Genomic DNA, 18,294 nt, shown 5'->3' with positions numbered 1-18,294 from the left:
ATGATAGGACTGTAAGATACTATCCTAATACCTTGCCAAAGGTATATTTATTATGATGCCTTTACGGGCGCACGTTCCAAGTCAGATGGTTTCCAACCAATATCCAGATGATGCAGGGCAATCAAACGATCCTGCACATTGGTTCCTGCACCCATCTTTGCTGTTGAGCCAATCAAAAAACGAACCTGTCCGGATTTCACTTTCCCAAACAGCTCCGTCTTTTTTGCTTCTGTATTTGCATCATGAATAAACGCAATCTCTTTTTCCGGTACACCTTTCTCTATCAGTTTCTGCTTCAAATCATCATAAACATTGAAACTGCCATCGCCTTTCGGTGTGCTCAAATCACAGAAAATCAACTGTGCTGATTTCTGTGCTGCTGTATCTTTCCAGATTTCATAGCTTTTCTCTGCACAGACTGCTATTTTGCTTTCCGGATTATCTGGCAATAATTCATTCACCAAACGCTGATCCAATGCTAACTTTCTTCCATCATTGGTAATTTTCAGCATATTATCAACCGAGGCATCTACCCCACCGTTTCTGACAACTTCTGCACGTTCTCCAAGGCTTTCTACGATTTCTTTCTGCTGTTCCGTTGGTTTCAGCACCACTGTTTCATATTCCGCTTCCGGCACTGGAAGCTTTAATTGATCGGAAGTCTTGATATCTGCAATCTCCTTGAACATATTCATCAGTTCCGGAATATTATAAAACCGTGCGAATCTGGACTTTGCACGATAACCTGTTCCTTCCGGTGCAAGTTCGATACTCGTGACAACTTCTCCAAAAGTGGAAGCCCAGGAATCAAACAATCCAAGTCCCATATTTTGTAATTTACTGTTCTGCAGATACCGCTGCATAACATATAATTCCGTCATGCTGTTACTGATTGGTGTGCCTGTAGCAAAAGTAATGCCTTTTCCTCCGGTAATCTCGTCCAGATATTGACATTTATTGAACATATCTGCCGACTTCTGTGCTTCGTTCTGTGCAATCCCGGCTACATTTCTCATTTTTGTATAGAGAAACGCATTTTTATAGCTGTGTGCTTCATCTACATACAAATGATCCACGCCCAGTTCTTCAAACGTAACTACCTGATCTTTTTTCTCTTTCTGATTCAGTTTTTCCAGTCTTGTCTGCAGGGTTTTTCTGGTCTTTTCAATCTGTTTGACGGTATAACGCCCGCCGTCCTGTTCATACCTTGCACTCTGGATTGCCATTTCCAGATCATCAATCTGCTTCCGCAGCATGGCTTCCTGCCTCTCATCAGAGATTGGAATACGCTCAAACTGAGAATGACCGATGATAATGGCATCATAATTTCCCATAGCGATTCTGGCACAGAACTTTTTCCGGTTTGCCGGTTCAAAATCTTTCTTGGTTGCTACCAGGATATTGGCTCCCGGATATAACTGTAGGAATTCTGCACCCCACTGCTCCGTCAAATGGTTCGGCACGACAAAGAGATTCTTCTGTGATAATCCCAGTCTTTTACTTTCCATTGCAGCTGCTACCATTTCGTAAGTCTTCCCAGCTCCTACTACATGAGCAAGAAGTACATTCTCTCCGTAAAGCTGGTGTGCAACTGCATTTTTCTGATGCGAACGAAGCTCTATTTCTGGGTTCATTCCTGGGAAAGTCAAATGACTGCCATCGTATTCACGGGGACGGATGCTGTTAAATCGTTCATTGTACACCTTTACCAGACGTTCACGCCTCTGCTGATCTTTAAAAATCCAGTCCCTAAATGCTGCCTTCATGGCATCCTGCTTCTGTGATGCCAGCATGGTTTCTTTCTTATTGAGGACACGGATCTCATCACCATTTTCATTGACGCTCTTATCATAGATGCGTACATCTTTCAGGTTCAGGGTATCTTCCAGAATCTTATAGGCATTTGCTCTCTCAGTTCCATACGTTGCATAGGCAAACGCATTTCTCGGACTGTCGGCATTCTTTCCTGTAATCCTCCACTCACCATTTACCTCAGAGAATTTAACCTGTATTTCCTTCTGCGCAAGATACCATGGCGTATGAAGCAGTTCTACCATAAAATCCTGATAATCCGAAGGTTCAATCCAAGTAGCTCCAACACGCACCTCAATTTCGGATGCTTCCAGATTTCTCGGCTGAACTGCCTCTAAAGCACGGACATTCGGTGTAAATTCCGGATGATTCTCTGCAAAGGTTCTCGCAGTGTTTAATTTATCCCTGACATTTCCAGATAAATACTCATCTCCGCTTTCCCACTGGTCTGTCAGTGGATTTTTGAAGATAACCCCGACCAATTCTTCTGTGATCTTCTCTTCGGTCTTTCCGGTCAGCTTTGCCATATAAGGAAGGTCTACCTTTGCCCTTTCGTTAAGAGACAATGCCAATGCTTCTGTTGCTGTCTCCACGCTTGTCACAGCAACCGCCTTTTTGATGGTTCGTTTGGTGAACATGTCCGCTTTCCGCTTCAATGTTCCATCTTCATTCAAGTCTTCCAGGGAACACAGCAGACAATAAGAAGAGTCATCAGAAAATGCACGTTTATTAGCATTACTTCCAATGACTCCATACTTTGCTGTGTAAGTATCATATACCTGATTCAGCTTCTCCTGCTGTTTCTGGATTTCTTCATCTGTGACAGATTCCTCCATCTGCATGGCGATCAACTCCCGGACGGTATCACGGATTGCAACCATGCCTTTTACACGTTCTGCAGTGGCTGCAGGCATTTTCACCTGATTCATCAAAGAGTTGACACGATAATATACCTGATCATCTACAACCGTATAGCTGTAATTTCTAACATTCGGATCTGCCGGAATACTCTCTGGCATCTCATCCAGTTCTGTTTCCACATCTACTGCCGGTACCATGCTTCCCTTAATTTGTTTCACAGCTTCTTGTAACTGTAATTCCAAATCAGCTCCTTCCATTGGAGCACAGGTTGTTTCCATACCATACGGACCGGACACTTCTTTCATCTCACCCAGAATCATTTCCGGATGCTGAACAAAATACTGATTGACCGTAATTCCATTGACATCACTATCCAGATTTATCCATTCCGGCATTTCTTTCGTAAGGCTTTCCCTCTTTTGGAAAAACAAGATATCAGCACTGACTTCTGTTCCCGCATTTGCCTTAAAAGCTGTGTTCGGCAGTCGAATTGCTCCCAGCAGATCTGCCCGCTCTGCCAGATATTTCCGGACTTCCGGTGACGCCTTATCCATAGTTCCCTTTGTTGTGATCAGTGCCGCCACACCACCTGGACGTAACTGATCTATCGTCTTGGCGAGAAAGTAATCATGGATCATGAAATTGTAGCGATCATACTGACGGTCATTGACCTTGTATGCACCAAATGGCACATTTCCAATCGCCACATCAAAAAAATCATTAGGATAATCTGTCTTCTCAAAACCTTTGATCTGAATATTGGCATCTGGATAGAGTAGCTTTGCAATTCTACCGCTGATACTGTCCAGTTCCACACCATAGAGTTTGGACTGGTTTAGATTCTCCGGAAGCATTCCAAAGAAGTTCCCGACTCCCATAGATGGCTCCAGAATATTTCCTTTTGTAAATCCCAGATTCTCCAACACCTGATACATACTTTCAATCACAATCGGCTGTGTATAATGAGCATTTAAGGTGGAAGCTCTGGCTGCAGCATATTCCTCTGGTGTAAGAACCGTCTTTAATTCCAAATATTCTGTCTCCCATGCAGCTTTTGTCTCATCAAATGCATCTGCAAGACCTCCCCAGCCAACGTACCTGGATAAGATTTCCTGTTCTTCCGGTGTTGCATTGCGATTCTCATCCTCACATTTCTTTAACAACTGGATAGCCATGATATTGGCACGGAACTTTTCTTTTGCTGTACCCTGTCCAAGCTCATCATCTGTGATGCGGAAGTTCGTTGCTGGAATCGTTTCTGATATTCCGTTAATCTCTTCCAAAGATTCTTTTTCTTCCGATACCTCAACTTCTCCAGATAATTCTTTTTCTTTTTTATCATAATCTGTCCACACACGTTGAGAAATAGCAGTAAAATACGAGGACTCTTCCTCCATAATTTCTTCCCTGATTTCCCGTAATTCATCTAAAGTATCCGCATTTACAGTTTTGTTGTGATAATGATAATAAAGTACTTCTTGTCCGAGTTTTACATCCAGACGTTCCAATTCTTGTGTTGACATTCGATTCCAAATATCATCTTTTTCCGTATGAATCGTGAAACCTTCTCCATCATCATGATATTCTAATGTGTATTGAAGCCGATTCGCTTCTCCCTTAACTTTGCAATCAAAATCGTGGATTTTTGTTCTGGTACCAGACATATATTCTGAATCAACTAATCGCAAATCCGTTATATCTTCCGCTGTCAAAGTATCCTGCTCCAGCTGTTCTCCTAAGATCTGCTGTGCTTCTTCCAAATCTGCCAGTCTTTGTGCTTCCTGTCGTTCTTCGTACTTTTCCATTTCTTCCGGTGACAAATAATCATCTGTGCGGATTAACTGGCGAACACGTTCTGCAACCTTGTTCCACTTTAATAAAACTTCTACCTCTGGACTGCCAATTTTCCCTTTTGCAAGTTTTAATCCTTTTGCATCATGGGATGCGTCGGAAGCATCTGCTCCTGGTATTCCGGGTGAGGAACCACCTGTTCCATACTCATTTTTCAGGAACTCAGCTGCATCTTTCATATCATGATGTTCCATGAAATACTCATAGATTCGGTTACGTCCTCCTGCAGTAATGCCGCCTCTTCTTAACACTGCGTCAATTTCATCCTGTGTGATAAAGGATAGTGCCGGACGTTCGACCGTAAATTTCTGGTCTACCCAGGAACGCTCCCTCTGAAGATCCTGAAAGCGTTGGAAATATTCCGGATTATGCTGAATCTCCCAGCGGTGATAATCTCCCGGATTCTCATCCATATATTTCTGCAGCCATTCAAAACGATAGACAATCGCATCTGCTTCCTCTTGATCTGTCCATGCTCCACTCACTACATCCTGCCAGTCTGAATATGATTGTTTCTTTTCCCAGTTTCTGCAAGTATCCCGAAAATGAAGTGCAAGAAGATTGGTCATTTCTTCCTGCTCCTGTTCAATGGCATTATTGGAAATCAAATTATCCACGTAATTTCCATCCTCATACATATCCCGAATTCTGTTCGCTGCTTCTTCCCACGTAACCATGCGGTCAAAGTTTCTTCTGGCAGAGTCCCCTCGCCGGATACGGATACCATCATTGTCATACCAGATACTGATTTTCTGACCATCTATGGTAAATCCTTTGCCACCAGTTCCATATTCATCTTTCAAGAAGCTTTGCATTTCTTCATTATCCAGACCTTCAATCAGTCTTGCTGTAATATGAAACAGTGTATTTTTCTGTCCGCTTCCCGTGCGGAGAATATCATTTACCACTTCATCGGAAATAAGAAAAGCGGCTGGCTGTTCCAATGCAGCTGCCGCTTTCCTTATTTCTCCTAACTGTTCCTCTTCTGTTGGGAACAGGCTTAACTGTAAATAACCTCCTGAATCACCAGCTCCTCTGCCTGTGCCTTGATCTGGTTCATGTGTCTGGTCCATGCCATCCCGTCTGCCATTTTGTCCGGTGCCGGATCTTTCTCCAGAAGTTCGTTCATCAGGTTGTCTACTCTCTGCCTTGCCTGACTGTCGATCTCCATCAGGTGACTGTCCAGACGGTTCTGCAGTGTCAGAATGTTGAACCTGGCTACCTTGTGGTTTCTCAGATACTCTTTCCTCATCATTCCGTACTTCCCGATGGTTCCTCTCGTCTCTTCCAGGCTGATATCTGGAATCTGATACTCTCCGTTCTGGCTGTAACTGATCTCTCTCATAGTCTGTTTCCTCCTTTTTTTCTTCTCTATCTTCTGTGTTATCTGTATTGCTTTCACGAATTAACGTGTTGAATTCATTATAAGCTACTTCTTTTTCTTTTGCAACCGTTTTCAGGTCATTTTCCAGATCATTCAGAACATATCGTCCAATCTGCATCAGGACTGGTCTGCTGATCTCGTTGACTGCACTTCCCAGATGTCCTAATACTTTCAGCTGATTGAAGTCCGTAATATGCCGAAAATCCTCTGCATCCAGATATTCCTGTGCATCCAGCCCACATCGGTTTAGTAATACATACCAGACACTATTGGTCATCAGTTCCCGGAATTCTACTTCCTGATTCTGTTCGTCCAGTTCTTCCAAAAATGTCCCTGTTACATCCAGTCTCAGTTCTTCCAATGTATCTGGAAGCCATTCCTGCATACTCTCCTTCGCTGCCTGATGCAGACTTTCAGCAAGTCCTCCTTCTATATCTTCCAGTGATAACTGCTCCTGCAGATAATCTGCCACCAGCTGTTCTCCTTCCACCGGAAGATTCCATAACTGAGGATCCTTTCCAAGATTCCGCACTTTATAAGTGTCCTGCACATCAAATACATAACGAAGTTTTGTTTTCGATCCGGAAGTATTGTCAATCAAGGCAATCCCCTTAGATCCCTTTTTGATCCAGCGGTACATCTTCTGATTCCAGATTTCCATGGATGCTACGGCAGTTGCTTCCGGCCGCTGTGCATAAATTAAAAGCTGTTCTGGAAAAGTGTATTTGTACAGTCTGGATGCCGTGTTTAGGAACCGCATCCATTCCTGCGGACTGGCAGCTACATCTTTTGCCACCTCTTCCGTCAGCTGTTCCATTGCATATAATTTATTTGCCATGTGCTACTCCTTTTCATAAAATAAGGGACTGCTTGGCACAGTCCCCTTAAAATCATCATTGTTACTCTTTATAATGCTGTGGCAAGATCTTTTGACTTATTCTTTGGCACTTTGTCTGACTCTTTTTCCTTGATTTCTGCCTTAGCTTTCTCCAATCTTCCATGGATTCCACCTTTTACTTCCGCTTTTTCAGCTGCTTTTTCTTTCTCCAGACGTGCTTCCCTGCGCTCAGCATTTTCCATTACTGCTGTCTTTTTATCACAGAACTGAACCTTATCAGAAAGCTGTTCCTGTCTTTCCACCTGTGTCTCATTGACTTCCTGTACCATCGCATTTAATTCTGGAACCTGAAAAATTCCGTTATCAGGGAGAATCAACACTTCATGAACGGAAGATGGGATGACAAAGTAATCACTTCCCAAACATTCCCCAATCTGTTTACGAATATCTTCCTGCAGTAACAGGGAAGCCCCATTCATCTTAGATTCATTGGTAAGGCAGAACATTGGATTCTCCACAGTTTCCATATCCAGTTTTTCATTCAAAAGATTCTTTGGTGTTCCTCCAAAAATCATGGATTCGACAATCTGTGTCATATCCACCAGTTGCACACCTCTGTTCTTATCTGCCATCATCGCATCTGCCTGAATCTGTTCGACAGATACTCCCCATTCATTCATCAGAGAAACAGTTACTGGAATACTGCTGATTCCCTCTCCATTTTCCTCCAGGTTTACTGCATAATAAGCTGCAAAATCTCCGTGTTCTGTGACTACTTTATCTGCAAGACGATCGGTATTCCATTCCTTATCACAAATTCTTACCTGTAACTTATTTTTCATCTTTTCATAATCCAGAATATCCGGAACTCCCATATCAAAAAATTCTGCTTTTCCCTGTGCCTCAATACGCATATCAGCCACATCGCCAACACAAGAGTCTACATCTTTTCCATGGATATATTCCTGGTAGAGGGAATCCAGATAGACTGTCGGTACGATTCTCTGATCTCCGTTTGGAATCGTAATACCTGTCAACTTCAACCCGTTGTTTTTTTCTACTTCCTGCAGTTTGATTTCTGCGTCCTTATAAGACTCTGGCAGATACTCCTTTACATTGTCTTTGACATATTCATAAAATTCTTTTCTATTCATCATACGCTTTTACCCCTTTCTGATCATGTGATGGTTCATTCTTTTTCTACTGACCATCTGCTCGGCTTTCTTCTGATAAGCCATCATTCTCTTTAAAGTTTTCTCCTGGTTTTTTCGTGCTTCCTGTCTTTTGTCCATTGCTTTCATCATAGTTTTCTGTTCCTTTCTGTGATTTTTTTGTATGAAAAAGGGAGCCTCACATAGAAGCTCCCAATCATAACCGTTGGTTTCCTTATTTGTTTTTCCTTTTTCTGCAGATATAAAGTCCTGCCATACCTCCTGTGGAGATTACCAGAAGCAGAATCGGCAGCCAAATATTCGTGCTGTCACCTGTTTTTGGTGCATTTGATACTTTTGTCTCTTCATGGGACTGTGGTGTATCCGGTGTGTTCGGTGTTTCTGGAACTTCCGGTTTCTCATTTGTCAGATTGAAAGTAACTTCCACGACTGGTGTACTGTCATTCGCATAAGCAAATGTCACTTCATGCTTGGTCTGATCCAGTGTGTATCCATCCAGTGTTTTTGTTTCCACCAGATAATACTTGATTGCTGTATCATATTTGCCGTTCTTAAATGTGGCAATCTCATACAGCTTACTTTCTGCATGACCGGCAGCGTCTGTCTTTAAGGTTTCCAGAACCTTTCCTTTGCTGTCACGGAGTTCAAATTCTACCCCTTTCAGTGGTTCTCCTGACGATTTATCTGTCTTATTGAGAATCACTTTTCCCTTGGCAGTATCATCTTTCATAGCCACTTTCTGAATTTCTCCGGTGTCTTTCACCTCAAACGTCACATCGGCTGTCAGAAGATATCCTTTCGGTGCCTGCTCTTCACGTAAGGTATATTTACCGATTGGCAGTTTTTCGATATAGTGTGCTTCCTCTGTGGAAGTCCAGCTCTCTACTACCTGATCATCCTTATCGAGAATCGTCAGTTTCGCACCCGGAATCTCAGTTTCTCCTGTGATATCCGTCTTACTGATCTCTACTTTTGTCACATCATCTTTCATCTCATGCTTCTGAACCTCTGCTGTATTCTCTACTGTAAAAGTAATACTTTCTGCAGTAACATATCCATCTGCCGGTTTTGTCTCTGTCATGGTGTATTCCTTACCAACAACCAGTTCTTTGATCACATGGGATTCTTCCGTAGAAGTCCATTCATCTACTATATTGCCATCTGAATCCGTCACTTTCAGGTGTGCACCTGGAAGTTCTTTACCTGTTGTCAGGTCTGTTTTGGTCAGCTCCACTGTGGTTGGCTGATTTTCAAAAGTAAAATCGTAGCTTACTTCTGTCTGGTCTTCTCCGGCATATTCAAAGGTAAACTCCTGTACTTCTTCTGTTGTAACAAATCCGTCCGGTGCAAAGATTTCTTTCACATAGTATTTTCCGTCTACCGGAAGATCTGCCGTAAAAGTAATCTGTCCTTTTTCATCTGTTACTCGCTGCTCGATCAAACTGTCTTTCTCAAGAAGTACCTCGCCCTTTGCATTTTTGATATCTTCACTGGTATAAAGACCGAAGACACCACCTGCAAGAACACGTTCTGTGTCTTTTTCTTTCTTCAGAATCGTAACCTTTATTTTCTGACGGGCATTCTGCCATTTTTCATCATAAGTGATGACTGGTGTATTCTGGTCCCGGTAGGAAAGGTCAACATATCTCGGCTCTCCGTCCAGCACATAACCATGGGTTGTTTTTACTTCCTTCACATAGTATTTTCCAGCCGGGAGATCTCCCATCTGTGCAATGCCATTGGAATTTGTAGTAATAGTTCCCACTTTTTCATCTGCTTTGAAATAATCTTCGCTGACACCATCTGCCGCTTTGATATCTTCCGCAGCAAATACATCGAAAGTTACATTTGAAAGGCTTCCGGTTACATACTCAAAGAGATGCTCCACAGTACCTTTTACATTGTCCAGAAGTGTCACTTTATCCAAAAACTCTCCATTTTTGTTAATGATCAGAAGTCCTGTTGGAACTTCATCTTTCATCTCTACTTTCTGAATCTCTGCGGTATCTTCCAGCGTGAACTTCACATCCGTTGCTTTCAAATAACCATAAGGTGCCATTTCCTCACGAAGGGTGTATTCCTCACCAACTGTCAGTCGTTTGATCACATGTGGCTGATCTTTTACAGAAGTCCACTGATCCACAACATTTCCTTCTTTATCGAGAACGGTGAGTTTTGCCCCATCCAGTTCCACACCTGTTGTTACATCAGATTTTGTGATTTCAACTGTTGTTGGCTGGTTCTTTTTCACAGTTTTCAGTTTTACTGTCTTCACATCCTGTCCCTGGTAAGAAGCATCCAGATTCAGAATTTCATCAGAGGATACAAATCCCGCCGGTGCTTTTAACTCTTTCACATAATACTGTCCACGTGGCAGATCCAGCGTACATACTGCAAGACCATCATTATCAGAAGTCATTTCCTGTAAGAGTGTGTTTGCTTTCACGATTACTTTTCCATCCACCTTAATATCCGCTTTGTTATAGATACCAAAGACAGCTCCTGCTACGGTTGCACCATTTTCTGCATCCTGTTTTTCTACCTGAATCGCAACTTTCTGTCGGTCATCGCCAACAGTCACTTCCTGTTCAATTACCGGTGTATCCTGATTGGCATAGACAAATGCGACTTCTGATCTGTCATGGTTCAGGACAAATCCTTCCGGTGCAGTCTTTTCTACTACATAGTAAGAACCAAGTGGCAGGTTATCAGCAACTGCTTTTCCGTCTTCCCCAGTCGTTACCGTTGTTACCAGTGCATCTTTTGCATAGATCAGCTGTCTGTTTCCGTTTTCATCTTTCTGGTAATCCGGTGTATAGATATTTTCAGCTGCATAGACATTAAATTCTGCACCCTTCAGGTATCTTTCTTCATAAACAAAATCTTTCTTAAATCCGGTCAGCATCTCACCTTTTTTATAAATCGTCAGCTTTCCTTTTACCGGATGGTTCTCGTAATCTACCGTAATAATGGCATCTCCGCTTTCAGAATCCATCTGGTATGCTGTGTTTGCATCCACTGCAATCTCTACATAATTCTTGTTGATTGTGTACCCTTCCGGTGCGTTGACTTCCTCAATCCGGTAATGTCCGATCTTCAGATTCTTCGGCATGATCAGATACCCCTGATTGTCCGTAAAATAGGACTTATGGGTTGTTGTCACTGGGTAAGTTGTTACCTGCTCAACATACTTTTTATTATCCAGGTCATATACCTTAAATTCTGTTCCTGCAATCAGGACGGATTTCTTTGTTTCATCGTCTTTTTTCACGATTTTCAGTTTTGCCTTAAACTCTTTATCCAGAAGCACTCGCCAGATCTGCGGCTCATTTGTATGATGCTCTGTGATATTCACTTCAAAATCATCAACTGGCTTGTAATTGTGCGGTGTTGTAGTTTCACGCACAATATAGCTTCCAAATGGTAATGGAATACTGCAGGCATATCCTTTGTCATCTGTGAAAATCTCCGTTGCTCCATTTTCTCCACTCACTACTGGTTTGGCAGAATCAAAATCATAGCTTCCATCTGCTTTCTTTGTAAGGGAAGATTTCAGATAAACTGTAAATCCAGCTCCGGATAACAGATCTGCATCTGTCTTTCCATTGTTGGCTGCTTTGATGATCTGGAATGGCTGTTTGATGACCTGCTCACTGGAAGCGCACTCTCTTTTTACTTCTGCTGTCATATCTCCTTCATAACTGCATGTAAGATCATGCTCTTCTGCATCTGCTAGGTATCCGGTCGGCGGAGTAATCTCTTTGACATAATATTTGCCAAGATATAAGCCATTTACAGAAGCCTGTCCTTTGTCATCTGTTGTAAGAGAAGCTACCTGCTCTCCTGCTTTATAAATAGTTCCCGTTGCTCCATCCGGGTACACGATATCTTCACGGGCATACAGTCCATAAACTGCACCTTTCAGTGTGGCATCTCCCTGTGGTACTGCTTTTCCTGTTTCTTTATCAACTTTGAATAAATTGATCTTTGCTGTCACACGGTCATTGCTAAAGGTATGGGCAAATGATACGGTTGCTTCTTTATCATTGGTGTAAGAAAACTTGAACGTATACACATCTTCTGTATTTCTTACATAGCCTTCCGGCGCCTGATCTTCTTTTACTGAATAGGAATATCCAATCGGAAGATCTGCTGTGAATTTTGCAGTTCCATCTGCTCCAGTAGTTGCTTTCTCAATCAGTGTTCCTTTTTTCACAACAACGGTTCCGTCTGCATTTCTAATATCATCGGATGTATACAGAGCAAAAATACCGCCTTTCAGTGGTTTCTTGGTGTCTTTATCCTGTTTTACTACAGAAACATCTGCTTTCTGTCTCTCGTTGTTAAAAGTCACATCTGCAAATACAACTTCTTTGTTCTGACCAGCATAAGTTAGAGTCACTGACTTTTCTTCGCTGCCGTTATAGAAAGAGTCCGGTGCTTTTGTTTCTTTTACCACGTAGGTTCCAAGATGCAGGTTTTTCAGTGTGACAGAACCATTCTCACCTGTTGTCAGGTTTTCTTTTACAAGGTCACCTTTGCTGTACACTTTTGTACCATAAGCAGTTACGATATCTGCCCCGGCATACACGTTATACACTGCATTTTTCTGTCTGCGGTTTTCATACTGAAATACCGTTCCATTTTCACTGACCTCTGCTCCGGTCAGAACCTGTCCTTCTTTGTAAATGGTAAGCTCTGCCAGCTGTTCCTTATTTTCCACGGTTACAGCTGAGGTCTTACTTGCTACCAGTTTTACATTTGTTGCCGTTGCATTTACTACATATCCCTGTGGTGCTGTGATCTCTTTCAGATAAACAGTATCCTGTGTCTTGATGATCGTAACAGAAGATTTTCCATTCTTATCTGTTGCCGGCATCTGAGTGATCAGCTTTGTACAAGCCTCATCGCTGTATACACCGAATACTGCACCTGCAAGATTGACATCCGCTGTATCGTCTTTCTTTACGATTTCGATCGTAGCCTGTTCAATCCAGGACACCTTTAAGCTTACATATTTTTCATCAGCAACACCTTCTCCAAATACAAATGCCAGATCCTGAACACTTGCATTCGTAGTCAATTTATATGCTGAATAATCTTTTGTAATACTTCCCTTCATTTTTGCAGAAAAAGTAGCACTTACATCTCTTGTCTGTGTCAGAGGAGCTGAGAGATAAAACGTGGTTCCTCCTCCAATTGTTACGCTTGCACCTGCCGCACTTACATTTCCAGTAGATACATTATGGAGCTTTACTCCTTTTGGTAAGTCCATTGTGATTTTCTGCTGGGAAGATGCGTTGAACTGAATGTTCTCCGTTCTCTGAACATTTCCATCTACATAAGCCTTTACATCCGGCTTTGAAAATGACATCGCTACATCTGGTATTTCCGGCTTATTCACACAATAATTATAGAGTTCTTTTGCCAAAGCCTCTCCTGTAGCATTGGTTCCGTAAAATGCATCACTACTTCCGTTGGCATATGATGCAGCCATATGAATAATGATGAATCTTTTTCCTTCTGAAAAATCCGTGTGTTTATTAGCGAAAAAACTCTCGCTTCCTGCGGCATCTGTACCGTAATAACACACTTTTGCTAACGCCTGATTGTCTCCAATCTTTGTAATTGTATAATTTCCAGATCCAGGTCCTGGCTTTGCTGGCTGTACACAATACGCAATTGCTCTGACGCTTCCGTAGCTGATATAGTACGGCTCTGTCAGATAGGTTCCAAGATTATAATCTGCATATCTATACAGTGGTCCTTTTTCAATTGTTACCTGCTGTGTACTTCTTGCTGAATAAGCCGAAACTGCTTCAAATGTTGCAATCTCTCCTTCTTCCATAGCCTCAAGATCCACACCTTCGTCTCCTGCCTGTTCCAAAACATCATGAAGCTCTAACCCTGATTCTTCATCATAGGTATCCTGATTCTGTGCCTGCTCTACCAAATCATCAAATTCATCAGCGTCAATATCGGTAATCTCCGATTCTGCTTCTGAATCCTCCGCTTCTTCTGTCTGCTGTTCACTGCCAGCTGTTTCGGATTCAGTCACTGCTTCACTCCCTGCCGCCTCTGTCTGTACTTCTGTTTCTTTCTCACGCACAATCAGTTTTCGGCTGATCTGGTACTTCGGATGCTCCTGATTTACCGGTTCCACATAATAGACCGCTTTGTAAGTGTCCGCATGATCTGTCGTAAAATCCTCATTCTTTTCGTTCTTTGCTTCCTCAAATGTGACTTTGACCTTGTTATCATCCTTGATTTCCAGTCCTGTGTAGTCTGATTTCACATCAAATACACTGCCTGTTTCGATTTCATAATCTTTGGCAATCACCACCTCATCTTCATCCAGAAGGTCTTTCACTTCCTCATAAAGTGGAGGTTTTTCCTCTGGCTGGATCTCCGCTGCATATGCAGTCATCGGAGATAACACTGTACTAAGCATTGTCATGCCTGCCAGCAAGCCAGATACTACTTTTCTAAAATTACCTTTTTTCTTCATGCTAAGGTCCTCTCTTTCATATATTTGTATTAAAAACAGACAGTCCTTAGACTGCCTGCAATACACTACTTATCGTTGTGGGAAAATCAGATTAAACTGTACATTTCCCTCTCCGGGATCAACCATTTCCACTGTTGCTTCATACTGTCTCCCTGTTTTTCTGGATACCAGATCCTTATAATGGATTTTTCCTTTAGACAGGAACTTCTTTGCTGCCGCCTTATCCATCTTTTTCCCCTGGCTTGCAAGGAATTTATCATTCTTCCATAAGGCAAAAGCACAGTTCCGGTCAGAACAGTAAAAGTTTACTTTTCCTTCCCTGACATCAGCTCCACAGCGGGGACATTTGCCAATGACTTCTCCTTTTGCTTTTCCCTGAAACTGCTCTTTCTTTTCTTCTGAAATCCCCTGATATCTGGCAACCAGTTCCTGCATCAGCTCTGTAATCTCATTTAGGAATTCATCTGCTGTCTCTGTATTCTGGGCAATGTGATTCAATGCCATTTCCCACTCTGCTGTCATCTTCGGAGATTTAATCTCATCCGGCAGAACCGTAATCAGTACGTTGCCATCATCTGTCGGCACAAGATTTTTCTTTTCCCGTTTCACAAAACCAGACTGAATCAGTTTTTCAATGATTGCTGCCCTTGTTGCCGGTGTGCCAAGTCCTTTCTTTTCTGTATCTTCGGTCAGTTCTTCATTCCCTGCACGTTCCATAGCAGAAAGCAGGGTATCTTCTGTGTACTGTTTCGGTGGCTGTGTAAAATGCTCCGATACAAAAGAATCACAAGGACCGTAATGCTTGCCATCCCAGATATCCAGCTCCGGCTCTTCTTTTTCACTCTTTACGCCAAAGAACTGTTTCAATTTATTTTCGATCGACTTGAATCCTTCCTGCTTTGTTTTCTTTGCTGAGAGATAAAACGTATGATAATTACAGGTAATCTGGCATTTATGGCTTTCATAAATATAAGGACCTGCGGTTGCTGTCAGTACCCTGGCACTGATCAGATACAAAATCTTGCAGTTTCGTTCTTTCAGTTTACCTATATCTGCCTTTGCTACTTCCACGGTCGGGATAATTGCATGGTGATCAGATACTTTCTTTGAATTTAATACCTTACTCACGTCCGGCTGATATTCCAGCCCTTCGGCATAGGGCATTTTCCCAAGTAACATCTGAATCAGAGTTTCTGTGCTTTCTCCCATCTCATCTGTCAGATACTGGCTGTCTGTTCTCGGATAAGTGACCAGCTTCTGCTCATACATCTCCTGCACGGCATCCAATGTCTGCTGTGCGGTATAACCAAACATTCTGTTTGCTTCCCTCTGCAGAGTGGTCAGATCATAAAGCTTCGGAGGGCGGACTGTTTTCTCTTTCACATCATCCTTCTCCACTTCGCACATACGCTCCATACAGTCCGCAGCCACTCTATCTGCATCTTCTTTTTTCTGAAAATGCTCTGTGACCGCATCCATATCGTCAAACTTGATATGAGCCATATAATATTTCTCTTTGGTAAATTCCTTGATCTTCTGATTTCGATCCACGATCATGGCAAGTGTTGGTGTCTGTACTCTTCCAACTTTCAGATTCTGGTTATACAGAACGGAAAAAAGACGGCTCGCATTGATTCCCACCAGCCAGTCTGCCTTTGCCCTGCAAAGTGCTGACTGATAGAGACTGTCATAACACGAACCGTCTTTTAATGACGCAAATCCATCTTTAATTGCCTGTTCTTCCATGGAAGAGATCCAAAGCCGCTTCATCGGCTTTTTGCATCCTGCCTGCTCATACACCAAACGAAAGATCAACTCTCCTTCACGTCCTGCATCAGTAGCACAGATCACCTCATCTACTTTGGAATTTCTCATCAGTTTCTTTAAGATTCCAAACTGCTTCTTTGTACCCTCCAAAATCTTGTGTTTCCAACATTCCGGCACAATCGGCAGATCTTCATATCTCCATTTTTTATATTTTTCATCGTATTCCGATGCATCGCATAATCCAACCAGATGTCCTACGCACCAGGAAACGATATAACCGTTTCCCTCCACGTAGCCATCTTTTCTTGTTCTGGCTCCAAGCACGGAAGCCAGTGCCATCGCAACCGATGGCTTTTCTGCAATCACTAATTTCATTTACTCCTGCTCCTCTTCTTCATCTTCCAGTACATCATCATTAAAATCTTCATCTCTCAGGATTTCCGGTTCTGCACTTTCTTCCTGCTCATCTGCATCGTCTACTTCCCGTTTTTCTGACTCTGAATCTTCGGATTCATCTTCATCCTCTTCCATCTCATCCTCGTCATCATATTCATGCTTTGGTTTATAGACTTTGAAATAATATCCTCCTGCCGCAGCTCCGACTGCAACCAGTGCAATCAAAAGATACGTTCCGAATGGACTTTTATCTTCCGGCATCTGAATATCATCCTCTACCTTAACTTTCTCAGCTGACTCTGTCGTTTCCGGTTTTTCTTCCTCTGCTTTTTTCTCTGGTTCTGCATAAACCGTATCCACTTCCGGAAGTGTCACTGAATCAGAAAGTGTGAAGTTCATCAGATCTTTCTCACTGACTTCGGTAAGGAAATACACATTATCCTGAGATTTTGAATTGTCAATAATCAGATAGAAAATCTTACCACTCTTCGTTGAAATGGTATAAAACTCTTTTGTTCCTTCCGTAGCTGTTTTTGTAACGGATTCTGCCGTCTCGCCTTCTTTATTAAGCTGTTTCTCAATACCTGTTACTGTCCGATCATCCACGGTCCCTTTTGCATCTGTCGGCTCAGAAGCCTGTGCATCCTGCGGAAGCGGAGAAGTCGTTGTTTTTTCAGTCCCCATTGCATCTGCACTGGTCGTAGTTGCCATTGCACCATTGCTGTCACTGGAAGATTTCTGTTTTTCTGCCTGCTTCTTTGCCCATTCATAGTAAGGATTCTGCAACACATACTTTTCAGAAGTATTTCCAGCACCATCTGTTACCGTAATCTCAATCTGCTTTGTAGTAAAATCTTTCTGTGTCAGTTGCGCTCTCAGCATTCCATCCTTCAAGTCTGTATAAGTGGTGCCATTGACGGTTACCGCAGTAATCCCGGATACTGTATCATTCCCCTGAATCGTCAGCACACCATCTGTCAGAGAAGCAGAGAGTGTCGGCTTTTCCGTGTCATAACACTTAATAGAGCGATTCTGCTCATAGACCTTCCCCTCACCATCTGTCACACGCACATACACTGTCTGATTTCCAGTGATCGTGATACTTCCGCTTCCGGTTACATCCTGCCAGCTTCCATCTTTTCCTGCTTTTGCTTCAATCTTTGCTATTGAGAAACCTTCCGGCATATGGCTAGCATCTACCGTAACAGCAATGGTTGTTTCTCCCTGTTTCCAGCCATCCGGTTTCTCAATCGTGATTGCAGGTGTGGTATTCTCAGCTGCATAAGCAGTCTGTGTCTGGAGCAAAGGTGTTGTCAGGCAAAGAAATGTCGTTGCTGCAAGCAGGCTCTTTTTTACCCTGCTTTTAGTAATTGTTCTCTTCTTCTGTTTCATTTTTTCCAGATTCATCATCGGCTTTTGTTTCCTCCTTCTGTATTTCTACCCTGCCGGGCAGTCCATTTTTCATTCTCTTTTTGAAAGCTTCCAATTCCGGAATACTCATATCCATTGCACGGATAATTTTTACAATTTCCAGATTTTCCGCTTCTGTTTTTGCAATCTCCGCAGCCTTGAAACGCTTTAAATCTGCTTCATATCTGGCTTTGGATGCTTCCATTTTTTCCTTGGCTTTCTCATAATCTGCCGTTGCTTTTTCAAGACTTTTCATCGCTTCTCCTTTCCGGACGGCTGATGCAGCCGCCCTTTT

7 protein-coding genes and 1 pseudogene are annotated in these 18,294 nt (G+C 42.6%); all 8 read right to left on the bottom strand.

What is annotated here, in order from left to right; translation table 11 throughout:
• Positions 1–50: 50 nt before the first annotated feature.
• Positions 51–3,920, bottom strand: a pseudogene (locus AB5618_RS18515) (DEAD/DEAH box helicase family protein); the annotation flags it as partial.
• Positions 3,921–5,524: 1,604 nt separating this feature from the next.
• Entirely contained in the window at positions 5,525–5,869 is a 345-nt protein-coding gene (locus tag AB5618_RS18510) for a TnpV protein (protein WP_368366966.1), read from the bottom strand.
• Positions 5,870–6,814: 945 nt separating this feature from the next.
• Complete coding sequence (locus tag AB5618_RS18505; protein ID WP_055282730.1) at positions 6,815–7,903, bottom strand: DUF5688 family protein; 1,089 nt, start codon at positions 7,901–7,903, stop codon at positions 6,815–6,817.
• A 6-nt stretch (positions 7,904–7,909) separates the two neighbouring features.
• Positions 7,910–8,050, bottom strand: coding sequence for a hypothetical protein (locus AB5618_RS18500; RefSeq protein WP_173716286.1), 141 nt, complete (start codon positions 8,048–8,050; stop codon positions 7,910–7,912).
• An 82-nt stretch (positions 8,051–8,132) separates the two neighbouring features.
• Positions 8,133–14,426: a SpaA isopeptide-forming pilin-related protein gene (locus tag AB5618_RS18495; protein WP_368366965.1), complete on the bottom strand. Its 6,294-nt coding sequence runs from the start codon at positions 14,424–14,426 to the stop codon at positions 8,133–8,135.
• A gap of 69 nt (positions 14,427–14,495) precedes the next feature.
• On the bottom strand, positions 14,496–16,568 hold the full coding sequence (locus tag AB5618_RS18490; RefSeq protein WP_368366964.1) for a DNA topoisomerase 3: 2,073 nt from the start codon (positions 16,566–16,568) through the stop codon (positions 14,496–14,498).
• Positions 16,569–17,999 (bottom strand): CD1107 family mobile element protein, encoded by a 1,431-nt coding sequence (locus AB5618_RS18485; protein ID WP_368366963.1) that lies wholly within the window; start codon positions 17,997–17,999, stop codon positions 16,569–16,571.
• On the bottom strand, positions 17,953–18,255 hold the full coding sequence (locus AB5618_RS18480) for a DUF4315 family protein (protein WP_101695382.1): 303 nt from the start codon (positions 18,253–18,255) through the stop codon (positions 17,953–17,955). The genes AB5618_RS18485 and AB5618_RS18480 overlap by 47 nt, the downstream gene beginning before the upstream one ends.
• Positions 18,256–18,294 lie beyond the last annotated feature (39 nt).

The sequence above is a fragment of the Ruminococcus sp. J1101004sp1_RTP21198st1_B9_RTP21198_201120 genome, from assembly GCF_040924245.1.
In the GTDB taxonomy this organism is placed as follows: Bacteria; Bacillota; Clostridia; order Lachnospirales; family Lachnospiraceae; genus Blautia_A; species Blautia_A faecis.
The sequence above is the reverse complement of the archived record's forward strand: the minus strand, read 5'-3'. Positions and strand labels throughout refer to the sequence as shown.

Coding starts and splice junctions, on each gene's coding strand:
- AB5618_RS18510 (WP_368366966.1), bottom strand. CDS start 5,869: ATGAGAGAGATCAGTTACAGCCAGAACGGAGAGTATCAGATTCCAGAT.
- AB5618_RS18490 (WP_368366964.1), bottom strand. CDS start 16,568: ATGAAATTAGTGATTGCAGAAAAGCCATCGGTTGCGATGGCACTGGCT.
- AB5618_RS18485 (WP_368366963.1), bottom strand. CDS start 17,999: ATGATGAATCTGGAAAAAATGAAACAGAAGAAGAGAACAATTACTAAA.
- AB5618_RS18495 (WP_368366965.1), bottom strand. CDS start 14,426: ATGAAGAAAAAAGGTAATTTTAGAAAAGTAGTATCTGGCTTGCTGGCA.
- AB5618_RS18480 (WP_101695382.1), bottom strand. CDS start 18,255: ATGAAAAGTCTTGAAAAAGCAACGGCAGATTATGAGAAAGCCAAGGAA.
- AB5618_RS18505 (WP_055282730.1), bottom strand. CDS start 7,903: ATGATGAATAGAAAAGAATTTTATGAATATGTCAAAGACAATGTAAAG.
- AB5618_RS18500 (WP_173716286.1), bottom strand. CDS start 8,050: ATGATGAAAGCAATGGACAAAAGACAGGAAGCACGAAAAAACCAGGAG.